At 65.6% G+C, this 23,685-nt stretch carries 16 protein-coding genes and 1 other RNA gene; 5 read left to right on the top strand and 12 right to left on the bottom strand.

All coding sequences use genetic code 11. The features are described from left to right. Positions 1-78: 78 nt before the first annotated feature. From ACCQ01_RS03870 to xerD, 6 genes are all read right to left on the bottom strand, one after another. On the bottom strand, positions 79-1,197 hold the full coding sequence (locus ACCQ01_RS03870) for a YadA family autotransporter adhesin (protein WP_372358856.1): 1,119 nt from the start codon (positions 1,195-1,197) through the stop codon (positions 79-81). Further along, on the bottom strand, positions 1,158-4,040 hold the full coding sequence (locus tag ACCQ01_RS03865; protein WP_228431511.1) for a hypothetical protein: 2,883 nt from the start codon (positions 4,038-4,040) through the stop codon (positions 1,158-1,160). Before ACCQ01_RS03865 ends, ACCQ01_RS03870 begins: the two co-directional genes overlap by 40 nt. 577 nt (positions 4,041-4,617) lie before the next feature. Further along, positions 4,618-4,691: non-coding RNA, sX9 sRNA (locus ACCQ01_RS03860), on the bottom strand. A gap of 193 nt (positions 4,692-4,884) precedes the next feature. Beyond that, on the bottom strand, positions 4,885-8,937 hold the full coding sequence (purL, locus tag ACCQ01_RS03855) for a phosphoribosylformylglycinamidine synthase (protein ID WP_228431510.1): 4,053 nt from the start codon (positions 8,935-8,937) through the stop codon (positions 4,885-4,887). A 333-nt stretch (positions 8,938-9,270) separates the two neighbouring features. After that, on the bottom strand, positions 9,271-10,077 hold the full coding sequence (locus ACCQ01_RS03850; RefSeq protein WP_228431509.1) for a DsbC family protein: 807 nt from the start codon (positions 10,075-10,077) through the stop codon (positions 9,271-9,273). A gap of 250 nt (positions 10,078-10,327) precedes the next feature. Further along, positions 10,328-11,299 (bottom strand): site-specific tyrosine recombinase XerD, encoded by a 972-nt coding sequence (gene xerD, locus ACCQ01_RS03845; RefSeq protein WP_228431508.1) that lies wholly within the window; start codon positions 11,297-11,299, stop codon positions 10,328-10,330. A gap of 87 nt (positions 11,300-11,386) precedes the next feature. Between xerD and ACCQ01_RS03840 the strand changes: the two genes are divergently transcribed. Further along, complete coding sequence (locus ACCQ01_RS03840) at positions 11,387-11,854, top strand: RDD family protein (RefSeq protein ID WP_115531207.1); 468 nt, start codon at positions 11,387-11,389, stop codon at positions 11,852-11,854. Positions 11,855-12,056: 202 nt separating this feature from the next. Here ACCQ01_RS03840 and ACCQ01_RS03835 read toward each other — a convergent pair whose 3' ends face one another. Genes ACCQ01_RS03835 through lptF form a run of 3 tightly spaced genes read right to left on the bottom strand, consistent with a single transcriptional unit; the run spans position 12,057 to position 14,577 of the window. Further along, positions 12,057-12,392: a hypothetical protein gene (locus ACCQ01_RS03835; RefSeq protein ID WP_103702035.1), complete on the bottom strand. Its 336-nt coding sequence runs from the start codon at positions 12,390-12,392 to the stop codon at positions 12,057-12,059. Next, entirely contained in the window at positions 12,392-13,498 is a 1,107-nt protein-coding gene (gene lptG / locus ACCQ01_RS03830; protein ID WP_103702037.1) for an LPS export ABC transporter permease LptG, read from the bottom strand. The genes ACCQ01_RS03835 and lptG overlap by 1 nt, the downstream gene beginning before the upstream one ends. Continuing rightward, a complete protein-coding gene (gene lptF, locus ACCQ01_RS03825) occupies positions 13,495-14,577 on the bottom strand; it encodes an LPS export ABC transporter permease LptF (protein ID WP_012439255.1) in 1,083 nt (360 codons plus the stop codon). Before lptF ends, lptG begins: the two co-directional genes overlap by 4 nt. A 107-nt stretch (positions 14,578-14,684) precedes the next feature. On the opposite strand from lptF, the gene ACCQ01_RS03820 reads away from it, so the two are divergent. The 4 genes from ACCQ01_RS03820 to ACCQ01_RS03805 all read left to right on the top strand — a co-directional run bounded on the left by ACCQ01_RS03820 (position 14,685) and on the right by ACCQ01_RS03805 (position 19,995). Next, positions 14,685-16,157, top strand: coding sequence for a leucyl aminopeptidase (locus tag ACCQ01_RS03820; RefSeq protein WP_228431507.1), 1,473 nt, complete (start codon positions 14,685-14,687; stop codon positions 16,155-16,157). Then, the gene (locus tag ACCQ01_RS03815; protein WP_228431506.1) at positions 16,157-16,519 is read left to right on the top strand and encodes a hypothetical protein; all 363 of its coding nucleotides are present in this window, start codon (positions 16,157-16,159) and stop codon (positions 16,517-16,519) included. The genes ACCQ01_RS03820 and ACCQ01_RS03815 overlap by 1 nt, the downstream gene beginning before the upstream one ends. A gap of 7 nt (positions 16,520-16,526) precedes the next feature. After that, positions 16,527-16,952, top strand: a complete 426-nt coding sequence (locus tag ACCQ01_RS03810; RefSeq protein WP_103702043.1) for a DNA polymerase III subunit chi — start codon at positions 16,527-16,529, stop codon at positions 16,950-16,952. A 208-nt stretch (positions 16,953-17,160) separates the two neighbouring features. Further along, positions 17,161-19,995 (top strand): valine--tRNA ligase, encoded by a 2,835-nt coding sequence (locus ACCQ01_RS03805; RefSeq protein WP_228431505.1) that lies wholly within the window; start codon positions 17,161-17,163, stop codon positions 19,993-19,995. A gap of 161 nt (positions 19,996-20,156) precedes the next feature. On the opposite strand, the gene ACCQ01_RS03800 is transcribed toward ACCQ01_RS03805, so the two are convergent. The 3 genes from ACCQ01_RS03800 to ACCQ01_RS03790 form a co-directional block, all read right to left on the bottom strand. Further along, positions 20,157-20,312, bottom strand: coding sequence for a hypothetical protein (locus ACCQ01_RS03800; RefSeq protein ID WP_228431504.1), 156 nt, complete (start codon positions 20,310-20,312; stop codon positions 20,157-20,159). A gap of 196 nt (positions 20,313-20,508) precedes the next feature. Continuing rightward, the gene (locus tag ACCQ01_RS03795; RefSeq protein WP_228431503.1) at positions 20,509-21,648 is read right to left on the bottom strand and encodes a pectate lyase family protein; all 1,140 of its coding nucleotides are present in this window, start codon (positions 21,646-21,648) and stop codon (positions 20,509-20,511) included. A gap of 236 nt (positions 21,649-21,884) precedes the next feature. After that, positions 21,885-23,018: a pectate lyase family protein gene (locus ACCQ01_RS03790; RefSeq protein WP_228431502.1), complete on the bottom strand. Its 1,134-nt coding sequence runs from the start codon at positions 23,016-23,018 to the stop codon at positions 21,885-21,887. Positions 23,019-23,685 lie beyond the last annotated feature (667 nt).

Here is a 23,685-nt window from a genome sequence, read left to right as displayed (position 1 = left end):
CGCCATGACGGAGAAACGTGCGCCGCTCGGTGGCAGGCCGCGCGGCCTGCCTGCGACGGCATGTGTGATTGCGGGCAGTCACCAGCCGAAGCCGGCACCCACACCGATCGAACGGTCATCCCCACTGAGCGCACCGCCCACGGTCACCGTGGCGCGCGGGCTGATTGCCCGCTGATAACCCACCGACAACGCCGACTCGCCGTTCTGGAAACCGACACCGGCACCGATGCGGTTTTGCGAGGCAATACCGGCCACGCTGGCGGACATGTTCAACATCGCCGAGCCCATCGCGCCTTGACGGTCGAGGCGACGGTTCTGCCGGCGCAGGCGGTCTTCGATATCGCCCTGGTAGGTTTCGAAGCTGTCGGCCATCGCGCTGTAGCGGCTGTCGGTGTAGCTGTTGGCTGCGGCGACGCCGCTATCCAACTGGCCCTTGTTGACCGCATCGGTGGCGCGCGTACCGGCGGCCACATTGGCCACCTGACGCTCACCACCCACGCTGCCCACCGAGACCGTGTTGGCTTGATCGGCAACCGATCCTTGCCCCAACGCCACCGCACCTTGTGCGCTGACCCGCGCGCCCTGGCCAAGTGCGGTGCCGGACGCGGAGGTGACCTGCGCACCTTCGCCCATCGCCACTGCATTGGTCGCCACAGCAGCAATTTGCGTATTCGCGCCCACTGCGGTGCTGCCATCGGCATTGACGCGTGCATTGCTGCCAATCGCGGTGTCGTTGGGGCCATGCGCATACGCGCTGCCACCGATCGCGGTGCCGGTCACGTGGTTGGCCACCGCCGCATTGCCCACTGCCGTCGCTGTTGCGGCTGCGGTACTGCTGCCGATTGCGGCGGCTGTCGGCGTGCCTTGCACCGTCTGGCTTGCTGCAAGGCCGCCCACAGGTACGGGCGCTGAGGTCGCCACGCTGTCGGCGGTTGCGTCGGCGGTCGCCAACGCCGTCTGCAGACTCGCGTCTGACAGCCCATCTGCCGTGCTGGCGATACCCGAAGCAGCAGCGGTTGCCGTTGCCGTGGCGACACGCGCCGCGGAAGCACGCGCCGCGGCGACCGTCGGCGTTTGACCACGCCCATCCAGCTCGCTGACCTTGCTGTCCAGCGCCGTCAACGCCGCACCCACATTGCTGTAGCTGCTGCCCTGGATCACGTAGGTGGGCGCAATGAACACCCCTTGCGCCCCCATCGCCGCACCGCCGCACCGCCGCCAAGGAAGCTGGCCGCATTGCTCAGCGCGCCGAACAATTGCCCGCCGTTGATCGCATCGCTGCTGACCGCGCTGAGCGTGCCCGCGCCTACATTGACGATGCGCCGCGTGGCCGGGCCACCGCGCCCATTGCCGTTGCCCACCGACACCACATTGGCGTCGTAGCTACGCGAACCAGAGCCCAGTGCCACCGAATCGGCACCGCTGGCACCGGCATTGGCACCAAGCGCCACCGCATTCCCGCCGCTTTCGCGTGTAAAGGCGTTGTAGCCCATCGCCACACTGTTGTTGCCCAGCGCTGTCGATTGCACGCCCACCGCCATTGCCGCGCTGCCCACCTCGCCGACGAACACACCCACGCTGGCATTGCGCCCGATCGCGATCGCATCGGGCGCATCGGCCCTGGCGTTGGTTCCCAGTGCGATGTTGTCGCCGTAGACGATCGAGGTATCAGCGCCACTGCCGATCGCGATGCTTCTGCGTGAGACCGCACGCGCGTCGTACCCGATGGCGATGGCTTCCTCGCCCTCCCCCGACGCCAGTGTCCCCACCGCCACCGTGCGCGGCGCAAACGATGCGGCGCTATGGCCGATCGCCACCGCGTCGGCATTGTTGCCGTTGGGAAACACATTGGCGTTGTAGCCAAGCGCGATAGCGAAATCGCCGCTGCTGCGTGCACCGGCGCCGACGGCCACGCTACCAACCCCGGAGGCACCTGCAGGCCGCAGCGTCGAGCTGACCAGCGCGATGCCGCCAACGGTCACGCTGCGCTCGCCCGCAGCCAGCGCAAGACTGCCTACCGCTACACTGCTTTCGCCAAGGCTGGAGGCATTGAAGCCCACCGCCGTGGTGAACGTCGCATCGGCCAGTGCCCCGAAGCCGAATGCCGACGATGCCGAACCACGCGCGGTGGAGAACGCGCCCACCGTGGTGGCCGCGTCGTCCTGCGCCCGTGCACTGAATCCAGCGGCCAGCGACTGCTCGCCGCTGGCCGCGGCCCCGGTGCCAACTGCAGTGGCGAATATACGCGCGGCCACCGCGCCGCTGCCCAGTGCCACCGCACCGCGCGCCTGCGCCTGCGTCGCCTGCTCCTGTGAACCGATCAGAGAACCGGTGGCATCGAACACCGGCACCGTGGCAACACCACCAACCGCAACAGCCGAAGCATCCGCGGCACTGGCGTTGCGACCCAGCGCAACGGTGTCGCGCCCGAGTGCCAGACTGCCCGCGCCCAGCGCATTGGCGCCATCGCCCAGCGCGTTGCTGGCGCTGCCCAGCGCAATTGCATCCTGCCCCTGCGCGAATGCGGTAACGCCATCCGCCTCACCGGGGGCGACCGCCAGATAGCCATCGATACGCGTCGTGGCGGCACGTACTGTGTCGAGTTGAGCGACATTGACCGCGTCGGTCGCCTCGGTGCCGGCGGCCACACTGGTCAGTTGCCGTGTCAGGCCCGCGCCCACATCACCGATGGACACTGTGTTATCGCGGAATGCATAGGAATTGGCACCCAACGCCACCGCATTGGCAGCGGACCGGTTCCATGCATCGTCCACCCAATCGCCCACGCGCGCACCAGCGCCGATGGCCACTGCATTGACGCCATTGCTCTGCGCATCTGCGCCGATGGCCGTGCTGTTGCCGTTGAACCACGAGGTCTCGGCTCGCGCGCCCAGGGCAATGCTGTTTTCAAGATAGGCCGTGCTGTTGTGCCCGACCGCAATCGCACCGTCTCCGCTGGCCAATGAAAAACCACCCAATGACACCGTGCGTGGCGCGAACGACCCGGCACTGTGGCCGATCGCGACCGCGTCGGTGTTGCCCGGCGCATTCGGAAACACATTGGAATCGTAGCCAATTGCGATGGCGTAATCAGACTGGCTCTGCGCGCCCGCACCCAAGGCGATACCACCCTGCCCGGTGGCCGCCGTAATCGCACCAAAATCACTGATACCACCTACCACAACACTCTGCACGCCACTGGCCAATGCAGTGTCGCCTACTGCAATGCTGCTGCTGGCTTGGGCGCGCGCGCGGAAGCCAAACGCGGTGGAACCGTCGCCGCTGGCGTTCGATAAGTAACCGCCCGCAGTGGAAAGAACTGCGCCCGCAGTCGACAACCCACCGATCGCAGTGGCACCGTCGTTGAAGGTCTGCGCGCGATAGCCCAACGCAGTACTCTGCACGCCGGTGGCACTCGCACCGCTGCCGAGTGCACTGGAGAACGGGCTCGCCGCAGAAGCTCCACCACCAATGGCGATCGCGCCCACCCCGGAAGCCTGCGTCGCTTGCTCACGTTCGCCAATGATGAAACCTGATGCGTCGTAATCGTAAACGGTGGCCACACCGCCGATTGCGACCGCAGATTCGCCCGCCGCTGATGCGTTATGCCCGATCGCGGTCGCATCGCGCTCCAACGCCAGGCTGCCGCCACCGAGCGCGCTGGTGCCATCGCCCAAGGCATTGCTCGCGTTGCCCAGCGCCAAGGCATCCACGCCGTCTGCAAAGGCCGGCACCTCCGCATCAGCGGCAGGCGTGGCCGCTGCCGGGATGCCTGCGTCCGTGGAGACCGATGCGGCTGTTGCCGGGTCATCGCACTGCTGGCGTCCCTCGACCACACTGCAAGATTGCAACGCCGCCGCGGGTGCCGCTGCCGCCGCAATCCCGCTCAGGCCGAACAACGCCAAGACCACCGCAACGGCCAGGCCGTTATCGGGCAATCGTGCGTGATCGCCCCCTGCATTCCCCAACGTGCAGGCATGCCGCTCCGTTCGGTCCTGAGCACGCCGCTCACGACCGTTATTCAATTGAATCTGCTTCATTGACGCCTTACTCCCCATTGGCCTGGTATGAAGAAACCGACCACCACGCACGTGAGATCTCGTGGTCCCCCTGAGGTATTTAGTGAACGCACTCGCCCGTCTTCTGCAGCGGAAAGACCGTGCAAAAGCGTCAACAGAAAAAGATGGATTGCCCCGAAAAGACCGCAGGAATTTAGTAATTCACAACGCTTGATGAATCTAGTGAAACGCGAAACATCCAAATGAGATTGACGTCACACATGCGACATTCTTGTAATGTTCGAGTAAATAACTAGTAGTTCTTGTAGTTACCAGAAGCAAACCAAGTATCGGATTTTTTTAAATTCAAAAAGTATGCAATGCATACACGCTGCCATTGACCAGACACATCGCCGGCAAGCCGAATCCAGACTCAGCTGCTTGCATCGATCCGCCTGAAGTGCAGCAACCGAACCGCACTTTTTACTCGCCATCGCCACGCAGCGCTTCCTACCTGCGAGCCTGGCTCGGTCCGCCTAAAGTGAGATGCCGTGTTAAGCGGGTCGCCAAAGTTGCGGCCGCGCGTACCAACGCAACGGTGTCAACGCCGACTAAGCGCGGCTGACAAAACGTAGCTAGCAGCCGTCTGGCGAGTGCGGACGGCATGGAGGAACCGGAGCGTACGGGGGACATGCCGATCCCGAGTACCGGCCGCGCCCGCCTGGCGGCTGCGCAGTCGTTTTGATCGCCGCTCTAAAGCGATGGGCGCCAAGTGCAGCGTTCGTGCAATCCCATTGGCACACACAACAACGGCCGTGTGCAGTGCTGCACACGGCCGTTCGTTGAGGCTCTCAACGCGGCATCACCCGATGCCGTGTCACATCACTCAGCCACACCACACCCGCGCATTGCGGAACATGCGCAGCCACGGCGAGTCCTCGCCCCAGCCCGCCGGATGCCAGCTCAGATTGACCGAGCGCGGCGTGCGCTCCGGATGCGGCATCAAGATGGTAGCGCGCCCGTCGGTGCTGGTCAGGCCGGTGATGCCGTCGGGCGAGCCGTTCGGATTGAGCGGGTACTGACTAGCCACCGCGCCGTCACCGTCGATGAAGCGCAGTGCCACGCGCGCCGCGGCCTGATCCACCGCCGTGTCGAATTCGGCGCGGCCTTCGCCATGCGCCACTGCCACCGGAATACGCGAACCGGCCATGCCCCGCAGCAGGATCGACGGCGACTCCACCACTTCCAGCAGCGCCGTGCGTGCTTCGAACTGCTCGCTGCGGTTGCGCAGGAAGCGCGGCCAGTGCTCGGCACCGGGAATGATGTCCTTGAGCTGGCTCAGCATCTGGCAACCGTTGCACACGCCCAGCGCAAAGGTATCGCTGCGCGCAAAGAACGCGGCGAACGCATCGCGCAGTGCCGCACGCTCCAGGATCGAGGTGGCCCACCCGCGGCCGGCGCCCAGCACGTCGCCGTAGCTGAAGCCGCCGCAGGCCGCAAACCCTGCGAACTTCGCCAGGTCCACGCGGCCTTCGATCAGGTCGCTCATGTGCACGTCGAACGCACGGAACCCGGCACGCTCGAAGTTGTACGCCATCTCGATCTGACCGTTGACGCCCTGCTCGCGCAGGATCGCCACCTTCGGCCGTGCACCGGTCGCCACGAATGGCGCGGCCACATCCTCGGACGGGTCGAATACCAGCTTCGGGCGCAGCCCCGGTGCCTGGAAGTTGCGCGCCACCGCGCGTTCTTCGTCGGCACTATCCGGGTTGTCGCGCAACTTCTGCATGGCGTGCGTCACCGACCACCAGGCATCGAACAACGCTTCCCAGCGCCATTCGGCCAACACCCGGCCCTGGCCGCTGACACGCACGCGCGGGGTGCCGGTGGGGCGCGCGATGCGTTGCGCGCATTCGGTCAGTGCATGCCGCTCGACCAGATCGGCAAACGCGGCGCGGTCTTCATTGGCGATCTGCACCACCGCTCCCAATTCTTCGTTGAACAGGCTGCGGAAGGCATCATCGCCCCAGGCGTCGAGCGTGATATCCAGGCCCTGGCGCGAGGCAAACGCCATTTCGCACAGCGCGGCAAACGCACCGCCATCGCTGCGATCGTGATACGCCAGCAACAACCCACCCTCGCGTGCATCGCGGATCAGTTCAAAGAACTGGCGCAGCCGCTGCGGGTCATCCAGGTCCGGTGTTTCACCACCGAAGGCCGGCAACGCGCTGTCATCGGCATACACCTGTGCCAGCACCGACCCACCCAGACGCTGCTTGCCGCCACCCAGGCCGATCAACCACAGCTCGCTCTCATCCTCGCGCTGCAGCAACGGAGTGAGCTGCGTGCGCACATCGCTGACCGGCGCGAATGCACTGATGATCAACGACACCGGTGAAACGCTTTTGTGAGTGATGGGATTGGAAATTGGGGATTGGGGATTGGCAACAGCAGAGGGGTCTGGCATTTGACCAATCCCCAATGCCGAATTCCGAATCCCGGTGTCTTGCCACTGCGCCTGCATCGACAACGAGTCCTTGCCCACCGGGATGCTGAGCTCCAGCGCCGGGCACAGTTCCATGCCAACCGCGCGCACCGCGTCGTACAGCAAGGCGTCTTCGCCGGCGTGTCCGGCGGCAGCCATCCAGTTGGCGGAGAGCTTGATGCTGTCCAGCGTCTGCACCGGCGCCGCACACAGGTTGGTGATCGCCTCGCCCACCGCCATGCGCGCCGAGGCCGCGGCGTTCAGCAGCGCCAGCGGCGTGCGCTCGCCGATCGACATCGCTTCGCCATCGAAGGTCTCGAACCCGGCCAGCGTGATCGCGCAATCGGCCAACGGCAGCTGCCACGGCCCGATCATCTGCTCACGCGCGGTCAGCCCGCCCACGCTGCGATCGCCGATGGTGACCAGAAAGCTCTTGGACGCCACGGTCGGATGCGCCAACACGCGCAACCCGGCCTCCTGCAGATCCAGCGCCCCGGTCTGCAGCACCGGCCACTGCGGCGCCGCCGGATGCACGGCATCGCGGTGCATCTTCGGCGCCTTGCCGAACAGCACGTCCATGGGCAGGTTGATCGGGAGCTGGGATTCGGGAGTGGGGATTGGGGATTGGTTGGAAGCAGGAGCCGTGCCCGCACCCGAGAGCACGCCGTTGCGAATCTCGAATCCCGAATCGCCATTCCCGTTGCCGAAAACGCCATACCCCACCACCAGCCGTTCCTCGGCCGTGGCCACGCCGACGGCGGCGAACGGGCAGCGTTCGCGTGCGCAGATCGCGGCGAATTCGTCCACGCGCGCCTGTGGTACGCCGAGCACGTAGCGTTCCTGCGATTCGTTGCACCACAACTCCAGCGGCGACAGCGACGGGTCGTCGCTCGGCACCCTGGCCAGGTCGATCACCCCGCCCACGCCGGAGTCGTGCAGCAACTCGGGGATCGCGTTGGACAGGCCACCGGCGCCCACGTCGTGGAACCAGCGGATCGGGTTATCGGTGCCCAGCGCCACGCAGCGGTCGATGACCTCCTGGCAGCGGCGTTCCATCTCCGGGTTCTCGCGCTGCACGCTGGCAAAGTCCAGCGCCTCGGCGCTGTCGCCGGCGGCCACCGAACTGGCGGCACCGCCGCCCAGACCGATCAGCATCGCCGGGCCACCCAGCACGATCACCGCATCGCCCGGTTGCAGGCGCAGCTTTTCGACCTGGTTGCGGTCGATCGCGCCCAGGCCGCCGGCCAGCATGATCGGCTTGTCGTAGGCGCGGGTCAGGCCCTGGCCTTCGGCCAGCTCAAAACTGCGGAAGTAGCCAAGCAGGTTCGGCCGGCCGAACTCGTTGTTGAACGCCGCCCCGCCGAGCGGGCCGTCGAGCATGATGTCCAGCGCCGGCGCCATGCGCGGATTCAGCGCGCGCGGCGCTTCCCACGGCTGCGGCAAGGTCGGGATGCGCAGATGCGAGACCGAAAACCCGGTCAGGCCGGCCTTGGGCTTGCCACCGCGGCCGGTGGCGCCTTCGTCGCGGATCTCGCCGCCGGCACCGGTGGCCGCGCCCGGGAACGGCGCAATCGCGGTGGGATGGTTATGGGTTTCCACCTTGATGGCGAAGGCCGAGGGCACCACCGCTTCGCTGCGGTATTCGCCGGTGGCCGGATCGGGGCGGAACCGCGCCGCCGGCACGCCTTCCACCACCGCTGCGTTGTCGCTGTAAGCCGACAAGGTGTGCTGCGGGGTCTGCTGGTGGGTGTGCTTGATCATCCGGAACAGCGAGCGCTCCTGCGGCTTGCCGTCGATGGTCCAGCTGGCGTTGAAGATCTTGTGCCGGCAATGCTCGGAGTTGGCCTGCGCGAACATCATCAGTTCGACGTCGGCCGGGTCGCGGCCGAGCGCGGCAAAGCGCTCGCGCAGGTAGTCGATCTCGTCCTGCGCCAGCGCCAGGCCCAGATCGCCATTGGCCTGTTCCAGCGCATCCAGCGGGATGCGCTCCAGCTGGCCGGGATCGGGCACGTTGAACAGCGCTTCGGCCGCTGCGGCCGAGCCGAGCAGCGATTGCGTCATCGGGTCGTGCAACAGCTTGGCCACCGCGGCCTGATCGGCCTCGCCTTCCGGCCACCCGGCCAGATCGATCCGGGTGCCGCGCTCCACGCGCTGGATCGGCTGCCCGGCTCCGCGCATCAGCTCGGTGGCCTTGCTCGACCACGGCGACAGCGTGCCGAGCCGTGGCACCACGTAGCGCGAGGAGGCGGCCTCATCGCGCGGCGCAGGCGCCGGCTCGGCCTGCAGGATGCGCTGCAAGGTGGCCTGGTCGGGCGTGCGCCCGGCATCGGCGCGAATGAAGTACACGTGCCAGGCGCCAGTGAGACGCAGCGCGGGGACGAGGGTTTGCAGGCGGGTTTCGAGCCGAGCGCGGCGGAACGGCGAAAGGGCGGAAGCGCCCTCGAGGACCATCATGTCCGGGGAACCGTGTCAGAAACGGGGCCGATTATTGTAACGGAGGTTGGCCGACCGGCGCCGATCGGGCGCCGTTGCCGCGTTCCGGCCGATCAGGCGGGCTGCGGTGTTTCTGTGGACCGCGTCGCAGCGGCCTGTTTTTGGCCGGCCAAGCGAAGCTTGTCTCAACCTGGCCTCAGCCCACGCCCTACACAACACGCAGTGGGCAAGTGGACATGCGTGCAGCCCAGACAGCACAAAGGCCGGGACACGCACGTATCCCGGCCTTCGTTGATGTCCCGCGGACAGAGACCGCGGTCGTGCGCTACCGGGCTTGGCCCGGCATGAGCGCCCTTAGCGGCTGCCGCCTGCCGTGGTGACCGCGCGCTTTTCCAGCGCTTCGCGCAGCTGTGCCGGCGGCAGATAGCCACCCAGCTGGGTGCCGTCGGGCGCGAAGATCGCCGGGGTGCCGTTGACGCCCAGGCGCTGGCCCAGGGTGTATTCCATCGACACCGGGTTCTTGCAGTCCTTGGCGTTGACCGGCTGGCCGGACTTGGCCGCGGTGAGCGCCTGCTTGCGGTCGGCTGCGCACCACACCGCGATCATTTCCTTGTGGTCCTGGCTGCCCAGGCCCATGCGCGGGAAGGCCAGATATTCCACCGCGATGCCCTGCTTGTTGAGCTCACCGATCTCGCTGTGCAGCTTGCGGCAGTAGCCGCACTCCACATCGGTGAACACCGTCACGGTGTACTTCGGGTTGGCCGGCGCGAACACGATGCGGTCGGCCTTGGGAACGGTCTGTAGCTGCTTGCGGCGGTAGGCCAGCAGGCCCTCGCTGGCGGCGAACTGCTTGTTCTGGATGTCGAACGGCTGCGCCTGGATCAGGTACCGGCCGTCATCGCTGACGTACAGCACCTGCCCGCCGACGACCACTTCGCGGAAGCCCGGAAACGGGGCCGCGCCGATGTAGTCCGGCTTGAAGTCCGGGTCCAGCGCCTTGAGCGCGGCGCCCACGCGCTGGTCCACATTGCCCGCGGCCGGTGCGGCGGCAGGCTTGGAGGCAGGCTTGGCGGCGGTGTTGCTCGCGGCCGGCTGCGAAGACTGCGCGCAGGCGGTAAGGCTGATCGCGCCGAGCAATGCGGCGATGGCAAGACGATACATTCACGCATCCAGTGCAGTGGGATGGCGCGATTCTCGCACAGCGCGGATGAAGCTTGGCCGCGTCGCTGGACCGCTTCGTTGCAGGCGCCGCGCATGCGCCTGATGCAATGGCGGGCGGATCGAAGCCCTCAGAGGCGACCTGCGACGCGGCCGGAGCGAGGCGTAAGTGCCGCAACGGTCGGGAGCATCGGGAGGGCTCAGCTGGCTGCGGCAACGGCTCGCAGCCACCGCACCGCTCGCAATCGCGGCATCACCCGCGCGGATGATGCCGCGCGTGCAAGGTCTGCAGATGCTGGCGCGCTACCAGCGTGTAGATCTGGGTGGTGGAGAGCGAACTGTGCCCCAGCAGCATCTGCAGCGCGCGCAGATCGGCGCCATGATTGAGCAAATGGGTGGCAAAACTGTGCCGCAAACCATGCGGACTGACCGTGTCCGGGTCGATGCCGGCAACCGCCGCATAGCGTTTGACCAGGCCCCAGAACTGCTGGCGGCTCAGCGGCCGGCGCGCGGCATCGATGAACAGCGGAACCTGCCCGTCCACCGCTGGCACCGCCTTGCGCTCGGACAGCGTGGGCCGCGCGGTCTCCAAATAACGTTCCAGCCAGTGCTGGGATTCCTCGCCCAGCGGCACCAGCCGTTCCTTGCTGCCCTTGCCGGTGACCCGCAGCACCCCCTGGCGCAGGTTGATCGCCACGGCCGGCAGCGTGACCAGCTCGCTGACGCGCAGGCCGGCCGCATACATCAGTTCGAGCATGGCGCGATCACGCAGGCCCAGCGGCGTGGCGATCTCCGGGGCCGCCAGCAGCGCATCGATCTGGCTTTCGGTCAGGGCCTTGGGCAGCGAGCGCGGCAAGCGTGGCGGATCCAGCAGTGCGGTGGGGTCGTCGCTGCGCACGCCATCGCGCAGGCACAGCGCGTAGAAGCCGCGCAGGGTCGAGAGCAGGCGCGCATTGCTGCGCGGCGCGTAGCGTGACTCGGTGCGCCAGCGCAGATAGTCGAACAGCGCGCTGCGGTCGGCGCCCTGCAGGCCACCGCCGGCGCCATCGCGCCACCGCGCCAGCCCTTCCAGATCGCGCCGATAGCTGTCCAGGGTCTGGCGCGCTACGCCCTGTTCGGCCCACAACCGATCCAGGAAGCGCTGGATGGCCTGATCGTCCTCCGCCCGCAGGGGCGGCAGTTGCTGGGCACGTTGGCGGCGTTCGGCGGGACTGCTGGCAGACATCGCCCAAGCTTAGGGCCTGCCGCGGCGCTGACGGTAGCCCCGCATCGCCCGCTTGCCCGATCGCCCGCGCCGGCTATGCTCGCGGGCATGACCTCGATCCCTGCCCCGCTGACCGCACGCGCACCTGCCCTGCTGGGCTGGCGACTGCTGGCGCTGTGCTACGACGCCTGGCCGGTGCTGGCGCTATGGATGCTGCTTTCGGCTGGCTTCACGCTGGGATTCACCCTGGCCGGGCATCCGGCGCGCGAAAACATCGCCCCTTTCAGCGGCTGGCAGTGGCTGTTGTGGCTGTGCTGCTGGATTGCGGCGGGTGTGTACGCCACGGTGAGTTGGCGCCGTGGGGGCCAGACACTGGGCATGCGCCCGTGGCGACTGTCATTGACCGGCCCGCAAGCCTCCTGGCGCGCGTTGTGGATCCGCTATGCCGTCGGCACGCTGTCGCTGGCCCTGGGCGGTGCAGGATTCTGGTGGGCATGGCTGGATCGCGACCGGCTGACCTGGCATGACCGCGCGAGTGGCACAAGGCTGCAGCGGATCGCAAAAAAACCGACCTGACGTTCCCGGGCAGCGTGAGGTTAGGTGACGCCTGGGTGCCCTCGTGGCGAGACGCCGCAGCCGCGCAACGAGACTTGCCGGTGGGTAAGACCGTGCCAGTTCGACGGCCCGACTACCCGATCAAGGCGCATGGCCCGGGACTGCACCGTGTCGACCCAGCGCAGCTGCATTTCCGCATAAGCACGGCAACGAGGCGCCCAACTCACTGCTTGTCTGCACCGGGGTTGGAAGCATCCTTCCAAAACGGGTGATGACCTCTGATGGTGTCTTCCACCACCTTACCCAACAGGTAGAGCCCCACGAACATGGGCGCCGCCATCAGCACGTACGCCATTGCCCAGGGGAGCCAACCCAGCAGCACTGTCAGCCCCAGGCCTTCTGCAACCATCGACTGCAGCAGCACCGGTAACTGCTTCCACACCAACCGGCTTTTGTAATCGACCTGCGGATCGTGTGCCCAACGCAGGCACTGCACGATCAGGACAGCGTACGGCACACACAGCGCCAAGCCGAAGACACTCAGCCGGCGGCGGCGCATCAGCTGCTGCGCCGCCGGAACAACCACGCCGAGACTCCCAGCATCACCATGGGCGGCAAGGCATAGGCAATGCGGTAGTCGAGCTTGAGCGCGCCGGCCATGCGTCCGAAAAACAGCTGCAGCAGCCAGAAGCCCAGCGCGAACAGGATGCCCAGGAACAGGCGCTTGCCCAGGCCGCCGCTGCGCAACGAACCGAACGAGAACGGGATCGCCGCCAGACACAGCGCCAGCACGTTGAGCGGGTAGAACCAGCGGCTCCAGTACTGATCTTCGTAATCGCTGGCATCCAGGCCGTTGCGACGGCGGTACTCGATGCTCTGCCCCAGATCATGCACCGACAGGTTGCGCGGCTTGGCCAGGCCGGCCGCCAGCGCCTTGGGGTTGAGCTGCGACTGCCACGGCAATTCGGGGAAGGTTTCGCGCTGCACGGAACGTTCCTGGAAGGTATCGCGGCGCACCTGACGCAGCGTCCAGCGGCCATCACGGTGCTCGGCGACCGCGGCGTAGGTCAGTTGCTGCATCTGCCCCTTCGCATCCAGGTGATAAAGCCGCACGTCGTGCAGGGTCAACGCAGTTCCGCCATTGTCCAGCAACTGTTCCTCGCCACTGAGTGCATTGAGGAACGTATCGCCTTCGCGCGCCCACAGGCCGGAATACCGTGCCGAAGTCATATTGCTCTGATAGCGGGCGCTGGTCTTGAGCGTATCGGCCTGGCCCTGTGCCCACGGGCCCAAGGTCTCGCCGCTGATCACCATGGTCGCGGTGAGCAACGCCATCGCCACCACCACCGAGGCGGACATGCGTTTGCGCGACACGCCCAGCGCCCGCAACGCGGTCAGCTCGGAGGTCGCCGCCAGCTGGCCCAAGCCCATCAGCGCGCCGATCACCGCTGCGGTCGGGAACAAGGTATAGGCGCGGCGCGGCACCGTATAGGCGACAAAGGCGATGGCATGGCCAAAGCTGTAACTGCCCTGGCCGATGCTCTTGGCCTCGCTGGCAAACGCGTTGACTACGTCCAGGCCCAGCAGCACGGCCCAGGTCAGCAGCACCGTGAACAGCACGGCGCGCCCCACATACCAGTCATGGACCCGCGGCATCAGCTTCATGCGCGCGCCCTCGGCCGCGACAACCGGCCATCGCGGGCGTAGGCCCAGATCGACACCGCCAGCAGCGGCAGCGTGAGCCACCACAGCCCGACCGCGCCCGGCACCTTGCCGTTGGCGATCCACTGTGTGCCGACGATCATCAGGTTGGTCCCCACGAGATAGGCCAGGAACGCCAGCATGATGCGGCCGTAGCGCTGCTGCCGCGGCGCACTGCGCGACAGCGGCAGGGTCAGCAGGGCGAAGGCCAGCGCCAGCAGCGGCGGGGCAAGGCGCCGGTGCAACTCGGCGCGCGCGATCGGCCGCGCATCCCCGATGAGCTTGAACGTGGACATCACTTCCGGGTCGTTGGCGTCGTGCGCCTTGGTGCGGTCCGGCAGGGCCACATCGTTGCTGGCGAAGGTCATCAAGCGGTAGTCCAGGCCTTGCGCACCGGCCGGCCCTTCAATGCGATGGCCATCTTCCAGGCGCAGGTAGCGGTCGGTCTTGCCCTCGAAGAACATGGCGCCGCGCTCGGCGGTGACCACGTCGATGCGGTCATCCTTCTGGCGCTGCATGAAGACCTTGCCCAGGCCCTTGCCGTCGGGGGAGATCGTGGTCAGGTAGACCACGCCACCACCGGACAACGGAGTGAACTTGCCCGATTCCAGGCCGGCCATCACCACGCTGCGGTTGGCATCTTCCAGCATCAGCTCGGCGGTGCGGCTGGCCCAGGGGCCCAGCCACAACGAGCAGGCGCCGATCACCACCACCACCGGCACCACCAGCCACAGGATCGGGCGCAGCATGCGCCGCGGGCCGATGCCAATCGCGGTAATCACGGCCATTTCTGAATCGCGGTACAGCCGCGCCAGCGCCAGCAGCAGGCCCAGCATCAGCGCCAGCGGCAGGATGATCGGCAGGTAGGCAACGAATTGCAGACCCACCTGGGACAGCAGCAACCGCGCGGGGATACGGCCATCGGCAATATTGCCGAGGATATCCACTAGCACCCCGCCCACGCTCACGACCAGCAGCACGATGAGGGTTGCCAGGAAGCTCTGGGTGAAATCGCTAAGCAGATATCGATCGAGCTTCGGCATAGGGTGGGCTTGTTTTAAACTCTCGGATTCGTTCGCGGCGCCGCCAGCCTAGTCAGGTTGGCGTAAACAGCCCGCGATTGTACGGATTTGCCTACGGAATCTGATCAATGGCCCTGCAATTCACCCTGAACCAAGACGCGCCGGCAAGCGCCCACGTCGACTGCATCGTGGTTGGCGCGTTCGCCGACAAGACCCTTTCGCCCGCTGCCCAGACGCTGGACAGCGCCAGCCAGGGCCGCCTGACGGCGCTGGTGGCACGGGGCGATGTGGCCACCAAGACCGGCACCACCACCCTGGTGCATGACCTGCCCGGCGTGCAGGCCCCGCGCGTGCTGGTGGTGGGCCTGGGCGATGCCGCCAAGTTCGGCGTGGCGCCCTACCTCAAGGCGATCGGCGATGCGGCCCGCGCACTGAAGACCGGCCCGATCGGCAGCGCCCTGCTCACCCTGACCGAACTGCCCGTCAAGGCACGCGACGCAGCCTGGAACATCCGCCAGGCCGTCATCGTCAGCGACCATGCCGCCTACCGCTACACCGCCACGCTGGGCAAGAAGAAGGTGGACGACACCGGTCTGACCACCCTGGCGATCGCCGGCGACGACGCCCGCGCCCTGGCCGTCGGCATTGCCACCGCCGAAGGCGTGGAGTTCGCCCGCGAGCTGGGCAACCTGCCGCCGAACTACTGCACCCCCGCCTACCTGGCCGACACGGCGGCCGCCTTCGCCGGCAAGTTCCCCGGCGCCGAGGCCGAGATCCTGGACGAGCAGCAGATGGAAGCGCTGGGCATGGGCTCGCTGCTGTCGGTGGCGCGTGGCTCGGCCAACCGCCCGCGCCTGATCGTGCTGAAGTGGAACGGCGGCGGCGAGGCGCGCCCATACGTGCTGGTCGGCAAGGGCATCACCTTCGATACCGGTGGCGTCAACCTGAAGACCCAGGGTGGCATCGAGGAAATGAAGTACGACATGTGCGGTGGCGCCAACGTCATCGGCACCTTCGTGGCCACGGTCAAGGCCGAGCTGCCGATCAACCTGGTGGTGGTGGTGCCGGCGGTGGAAAACGCCATCGACGGCAATGCCTATCGTCCCTCGGACGTGATCACCAGCATGTCCGGCAAGACCATCGAGGTTGGCAACACCGACGCCGAAGGCCGCCTGATCCTGTGCGATGCGCTGACCTACGCCGAGCGCTTCAATCCGGAAGCGCTGGTGGACGTGGCCACGCTGACCGGCGCCTGCATGGTGGCCCTGGGCCACCAGACCGCCGGGCTGATGAGCAAGCACGACGATCTGGCCAATGAACTGCTGGCCGCCGGCGAGCACGTGTTCGACCGCGCCTGGCGCCTGCCGCTGTGGGACGAATACCAGGGCCTGCTGGACTCCACCTTTGCCGACGTCTACAACATCGGCGGCCGCTGGGGTGGCGCGATCACCGCCGGCTGCTTCCTGTCGCGCTTCACCGAAAACCAGCGCTGGGCGCATCTGGACATCGCCGGCGTGGCCAGCGACGAAGGCAAGCGCGGCATGGCCACCGGCCGCCCGGTCGGCCTGCTGACCCAGTGGTTGCTGGACCGCACGGCCTGATGTCGCCGCGCGCTGCACTGGCCCTGCTCGCCGGCTTCGCCCTGGCGGACGGGGTCACCAGCGCGCTCCCTGGCTGGACCGGCCCCGGCAGCGACCTGGTGCGGTTCGCGTTGCTGCTGGCGTTGATCTTCGTGTGGCTGGCGGCCGACAGCCGCCGGCAGGGCTTCCGCCGCCCGATGTGGCTCAACCTCGGGATGGTGCTGGCCTGGCTGATCTTCATCCCCATCTACCTGTATCGCTCGCGGCCTGCGGGCCGACGCCTGCGCGCCACCGGCGGGTTCCTGCTGGCGATACTGGCGTCCGGCCTGCTGTTCACACTCGGCAGCATCCTTGCCGAATCCGTTTTCCCTTCCGTTTCGTGACCTGACCATGCCCCGTGCCGACTTCTATCTGATCGCCAAGCCGCGCTTCCTCAACGAACCGCTGCGGCTGGTCTGCGAGCTGGCGCGCAAGGCCTACGACGCCAACCTGTCGACGCTGATCCTGGCACGCGACGCCGACCAGGCCGAAGCGCTGGACGACCTGCTGTGGTCCTTCGATGACGAGGCCTACATCCCGCACCAGATCGGCGGCACCGACGAGGAAGACGAGCTGGCGCCGGTCCTGATCGCCGCACCCGACTTCGACGCCCCGTCCCGCCCGCTGGTGATCAACCTGCGCGACGATCCGTACCTGGGCGCCTGCGACCGCGTGCTGGAAGTGGTCCCCGCCGACCCCGCCGCCCGCGAACCACTGCGCGACCGCTGGAAGCAGTACAAGGCGCTGGGCCTGGAGCTCACGAAATACGACATGTGAGAGGGGCGGAGATTGGGGAGTTGGGATTGGGGATTTGCAGGAGCGGTTTTGCGCGCATCCACAAGTCCTTACCAACGACGCATCCCAACAGCCAATCTCCGTTCCACAGCGCCACCGCTGAGGTTGATGCAATGGCTTGCCAGCGATCTCTACCGGCCCCATGACTCAACAAATCCCGAATCCCGAATCAACGAATCCCAGCCCCTCTATGACCACCCTCGCCTCCAGCTACGACCCCTCCTCGTTCGAATCGCGCTTGTACGCACAGTGGGAGTCGGCCGGGCATTTCAAGCCGTCCGGCAGCGGCGAGCCTTACACCGTGTTGCTGCCGCCGCCGAACGTGACCGGCACGCTGCACATGGGGCATGCGTTCCAGCAGACCTTGATGGATGCGCTGGTGCGTTACCACCGCATGCGCGGCTACGACACCTTGTGGCAGGTGGGCACCGACCATGCCGGCATCGCCACGGAAATGGTGGTCTCGCGCAACCTCGCGCTGGAAGGCAAGGGCGAAACGCGCGACACGCTGGGGCGTGAGGGCTTCATCGCCAAGGTGTGGGAATGGAAGGCGCAATCCGGCGACACCATCGAGCGCCAGATGCGCCGGCTGGGCACCTCCAGCGATTGGTCGCGCAGCACCTTCACCATGGATCCGCAGCCCTCGGCCGCGGTCACCGAGGCGTTCGTGCGCTGGTACGAACAGGGCCTGATCTACCGTGGTCAACGTCTGGTCAACTGGGACCCGGTGCTGAAGACCGCCATCTCCGATCTGGAAGTGGAAAACGTCGAAGAAGACGGCTTTTTGTGGTCGATCCGCTACCCGCTCGCCGACGGTGTGACCTACGAACACGTCGAGCACGATGCCGATGGCGTCGAGACCCTGCGCGAAACCCGCGATTACCTGGTGGTCGCCACCACGCGCCCGGAAACCATGCTCGGCGATACCGCGGTGATGGTGCATCCGGACGATGCGCGCTACGCCACGCTGCATGCCGCACAGATCGTGTTGCCGCTGACCGGCCGTCTGGTGCCGGTGATCACCGACGATTACGTGGACCGCGCGTTCGGCACCGGCGTGGTCAAGGTCACACCGGCGCATGACTTCAACGATTACCAGGTGGGCGTGCGGCATGACTTGCCGCTGATCAACCTGTTCACCGTCACCGCCGCCATCAACGACAACGCACCGGAGCGCTACCGCGGTCTGGATCGTTACGACGCGCGCAAGCTGGTGCTGTCCGAGCTGGAAGACCTGGGGCTGTTGGTGGAAACCAAACCCCACAAGCTGCAGGTGCCGCGCGGCGACCGTACCGGCCAAGTGATCGAGCCGTATCTCACCGACCAGTGGTTCGTGAAGATGGATGCGCTGGCCAAGCGCGGCCTGGAGCTGGTGGAAAGCGGCCAGGTCAAGTTCGTGCCGCCGAACTGGATCAACACCTATCGCCACTGGATGGAAAACATCCAGGATTGGTGCATCAGCCGTCAGCTGTGGTGGGGCCACCGCATTCCGGCGTGGTTCGACGAGGCGGGCAAGTGCTATGTCGGCCACGACGAAGCGCAGGTGCGCGCCACGCATGCTCTGGGTGCGGAGGTTGCCTTGCATCAGGACAGCGACGTGCTGGAAACCTGGTTCTCCTCGCAGCTGTGGCCGTTCTCCACATTGGGCTGGCCGGATGCGCAGGCGATGGATGAGCGCGGTTTCGCGCGCTACTTGCCGTCGTCGGTACTGGTCACCGGGTTCGACATCATCTTCTTCTGGGTGGCGCGCATGATCATGGCCACCGACAGCTTCACCGGCCAGGTGCCGTTCCGCGATGTCTATATCACCGGCCTGATCCGCGATGCGCAGGGCCAGAAGATGTCCAAGTCCAAGGGCAACGTGCTCGATCCGCTCGACATCATCGACGGCATCAGCATCGAAGACCTGGTGGCCAAGCGCACCAGCGGCCTGATGCAGCCACGCATGGCCGAAAAAATCGAAAAGGCCACACGCAAGGAATTCCCGGACGGCATCATCGCCCACGGCGCCGACGCGCTGCGTTTCACCATCGCCGCACTCGCCACGCATGGCCGCGACATCAAGTTCGATCTGGGCCGCGCCGAGGGTTACAAGAATTTCTGCAACAAGCTGTGGAATGCCACGCGCTTCGTATTGATGAACACCGAGGGCGCGCAGTTCAGCGGCGTGCCGCAGCCGCAGACCGAAACCGAACGGTGGATCCTGGCGCGTCTGGACGCGGTAGCCGCAGAAGCGCAGGTGCATTACGCCAACTACCGGTTCGACCTGCTCGCGCAAACGCTGTACGAATTCGCCTGGAATGCGTTCTGCGATTGGTTTGTCGAACTGGCCAAGCCTGCGCTCAACGGCGCGGTGCAGGACGCCGCCGACAGCACCCGCCACACGCTGCTCTACGTGCTGGAAGCGCTGCTGCGGCTGCTGCATCCGCTCACCCCGTTCGTGACCGAAGAACTGTGGCAGCAGGTGGCGCCGCGCCTGGGCATCACCGGTGACACGATCTCGCTGCAAGCCTTTCCGCAGCGTGGCGATGTCGACACCAGCGGTTACGCCGGTGCAGAAGCCGATATCGAATGGCTCAAGGCGATGGTCTCGGCACTGCGCCGCGTGCGCAGCGAATTGAACGTGCCGCCATCCAAGCAGGTGCGCCTGTGGCTGCAGGCCGGCAGCAGTGACGACCGTGCGCGCGTGGCGCGTTTCGCCTCGCAGCTGGCGTTTCTGCTGAAGCTGGAAGCCATCGACTGGCTGGCCGCCAACCAGGAGGCTCCGCCGGCCGCCGCTGCTATCGTGGGCGAGCTCACCTTGCTTGTGCCGCTGGAAGGCCTGGTCGACATGGATGCCGAACGCACCCGCCTGGACAAGGAGATCAAGCGCGTGGAGAGCGAGATCGGCAAGTGCAACGGCAAGCTCGGCAACGCCACCTTCGTGCAGAACGCACCAGCGGCCGTGGTCGAGCAGGAACGCGCACGCTTGAACGACTGGACCACCCAGCTGACCGGGCTGCGCGAGCAGCGCGCCAAGCTCTGAAGCACGACGCCTGCGCCACATGGCGCAGGCGTTTGATGCATGCACTGTCCGCAGCCATTCGGCTGCGGCATTTACCGGTTAAAGCACTCCGGCTCTCCTATCCGCCAGCACAGCCGCAGCCACGGCCGCGGTCCGCAACCGGCTGTAAGCCTCACGCGGCTTCAGCCGATCGCGGTAGTGAGCATGCACACCATCGGCGCGCCGTTGATCTGCTCCACGCGATCGAGATCGGTGCGACCGCCGATGCCCTGCACTCCATCCTTGCAATCACGGGTCCCGCCGATCCGGAACACGTGGCGCTCCGACAACAGCGCCAACTGAATCGCCAGGCCGTGCGCGTTGTTAAACAAGAATCCGGGGCGGCTTTGTTACCCACGCTGCGCGGCGTCTCGCGCGAGCCATCAGCACAGCAAACACGCCATTGCACACAACGCACAACGCCTGCATCGCTGCAGGCGCTGTGTGCTGCGTCCGCACCGCTGCATGACGCAGCGGTGCAGGATGCGCTCGGCGTTACAGCTTGCCGGCGCCAGCCTTGGCCTTGACGTCCGCTGCCACCTTGTTGGCCGGCAGGATGTTGTAGGTATACGGCGGCTTCCAGCCGATGTTGCTGTTCCAGCTGCAGGTCAGTGCCTTGCCGTTGATCAACGAGCCCTGGTCGCGGTACACGCTGCCCTTGTAGTCGCCAGCAATCTTGGTGCAGCTGCTCACGCCGCTGATGTCGAAGGCATTGTTCTCGGAGAAGATCTTCGACTCCTTGGCCACGCCATGCGCATGCGAGAACGGGTACACCTTATTGCTGGTGCTGCCGAGGTGGTAGTTGTTGTACAGATGCACCTGGCCGAAGCGTACGCGCGGCGCACGTGCGGCAATGTCTTGGAACAAGGTGTTGTGGATGGTGACCTTGAGCTTGCCGGAGTCGGTGCTCGATGCGCTGTCGCTGGAGCCGATCAAGCTGTTCTTCTCGTGCGACTTGAACACCGAATACGAAATGGTCACGTAGTTGGCGCCCTTCTTGACGTCCATCGCACCATCATGATGCTGCTTGGGGCGGCCGTTGGCGGTGCCGTTCTGGTCATCAGTGCGACGGCCGTCGGTGAAGGTCACATGGTCCACCCACACGTTGCTGGCGCCTTCCACGGTGAGGCCGTCGTACTCGGAATTCCAGTTGCCTGCATCGCCGTCGTCGGCATCCCACACCGGCTCCGGATCCCACGGATTCTCGATGGTGAGATTGCGCACGATGACGTCGTTGGCCTTGACGTAGAAAAAGCCTTCGCGGATTTCGGCATTGGTGCCGACGCCGATCAGGCTGGTCTTGGTCGGCACATCCAGGCGGCCACGGCTCTTCATGTCCGAGGTCTTGGTGTAGGCCTTGCCTTCGCTGATGTCGATGACACCCTTGATCTTGATGATGCGGCCGTTGCTGCCGGCCTTGGCCTTCAAGGCCGCCTTGAGCTGGGCCGCGTTGGTGACGGTGTAAATGTCTGCCGCCGCCTTGGAGCCGCCCTTGGTGCCGCCGTTCTGGGTGGCCCAGCCGGTGGTGGCCACTTCCAGTGCAGGGTCTGCCGCATACGCGGTGCCCGACAACAACGCAGCGCCCAGAACGACGCCCACAACCGTACGACCCACAACTGTCGATGCATTCGACATGGTGTTGAATTCTCTTGAATGAGTGATGCAATGACACGTCGCATGCGCGACGCGCTCCCCGTGACAGCACTGCATCCGCCCAGGCCGAATCGGCCAGTCCCCTAGCGGACACGACCGATGCTATCGGTTATGTAAATTATTGAAACGTATATTTTCGCTATGCTGCACGTGCACCCTCGGCATAGCTGCAACCCATCACGGCAGTGCCCGTTGCCGGGCACTGCACGTGGGAACGCTTACAGCTTTCCGGCACCTGCTTTTGCCTTGACGTCAGCGGCGACCTTGTCGGCCGACAGCAGGTTGTAGGTGTACGGCGGCGTCCAACCGATGTTGGTATTCCACGAGCACGACAGCGCCTTGCCGTTGAGCAACGAGCCCTGATCGCGGTACACGCTGCCGCCGTAGTCGGCAGCGATCTTGTCGCAGCTGCTCACGCCGCTGATTTCGAATGCGTTGCGCTCGGAAAAGATCTTCGATTCCTTGCCGACACCATGCGCATGCGAGAACGGATACACCTTATTGCTGGTGCTGCCGACGTGGTAGTTGTTGTACAGGTGCACCTGACCGAAGCGCACACGCGGCGCACGTGCGGAGATGTCCTGGAACATGGTGTTGTGGATGGTCACCTTGAGCTTGCCGCTGTCGGTGCTGGAGGCGCTGTCGCTGGAGCCGATCAAATCGTTCTTCTCGTGCAGCTTGAACACCGAGTACGAAATGGTCACGTAGTTGGCGCCTTTCTTGACGTCCATCGCACCATCGTGGTGTTGCTTCGGGCGGCCGTTGGCGGTGCCGTTCTGGTCATCGGTACGGCGGCCATCGGTGAAGGTCACGTGGTCCACCCACACGTTGCTGGCGCCTTCCACGGTCAACCCGTCGTACTCGGAGTTCCAGTTGCCCGCGCTGCCATCGTCCGGATCCCAGACCGGCTGCGGATCCCACGGATTTTCGATGGTGATGTTGCGGATGATGACGTCGTTCGCCTTGACGTACATGTAGCCTTCGCGGATTTCCGCGTTACTGGTGATGCCGATCAAGGTGGTCTTGGTGGGGATGTCCAGACGCGCGCGGCTCTTCATGTCGGCCGTGGTGCTGTAGGCCTTGCCTTCGCTGACGTCGATCACGCCGCTGATCTTGATGATGCGTCCGTTGCTACCCACGCTGGCTTTCAACGCAGCTTTCAGCTCGGCAGCGCTCTTGACCGTATAGATATTGGCGGCCGCGGCTTTGGAGCCGCCCTTGGTGCCACCGTTCTGCGTGGCCCAGCCTGTCGTGGCAACTTCCAGTGCAGGATCGGCGCTGGCAACGCCAATCACCAGCAACGACCCGACAAACAGCGACGCGGCGGCCGCCGTTGAGAATTTCGGCTTCATCTTGATGTCTCCCTCGGATAAGTTCGACGCACCGCGCAGCGGCACATCGCTCGACTAGAGCGCGCGGAACATACTTTTCAGCTGTGTACTTTTCAGTTTCCGCGACACGGATACTAGGAGCATCGCAATCGGTTGTATCTAGGCGATGTGTCGATGTGCACGCGCAGTCACGCAAACGCTTGCGGGACATTCAAGAGAAGACAAAACGCGATGACGCAGACACGCAGAGACAGCAGCGAGGACACTGCAATGCAACATGACGTGCAGCGCGTGGTGGCGTGCAGCAGCGCAAGCACGATGTGTGATCGCGCATGTGAGAGGGCACATCAAGCAGAGCGATCAGGACACATCACTGAGCGCTGGAGACCGCACAAACGCAGCAATACGCGTACCGGTGACGTGCACTTCTGTGCGATGTGCAGCGCAGTGATCGATCATGCGCACACACCTCCAATACCGCGGCGCATCAATCAGGCGTGCGTCGCATGATGAGCAGAAGTGGCCGCGTGCATGTTGCGTTCGCAGCGTCCGCTGTGACGCATGCACACACGCATGCCGCGCAAGCGCGTACACCTGCATGCACGTTCAATGACGGTGCCGAGCGTCAACGCACACGCAACCGCGCGGCCAGCTTTCAATCAGTCAGTCACACTAGGGCGTCGCAGAG

Source organism: Xanthomonas sp. NCPPB 4037, assembly GCF_041475695.2.
Classification (GTDB): Bacteria; Pseudomonadota; Gammaproteobacteria; order Xanthomonadales; family Xanthomonadaceae; genus Xanthomonas; species Xanthomonas campestris.
Note: the sequence above shows the minus strand (reverse complement) of the source record. Positions and strands in the feature narration are given on the sequence as shown.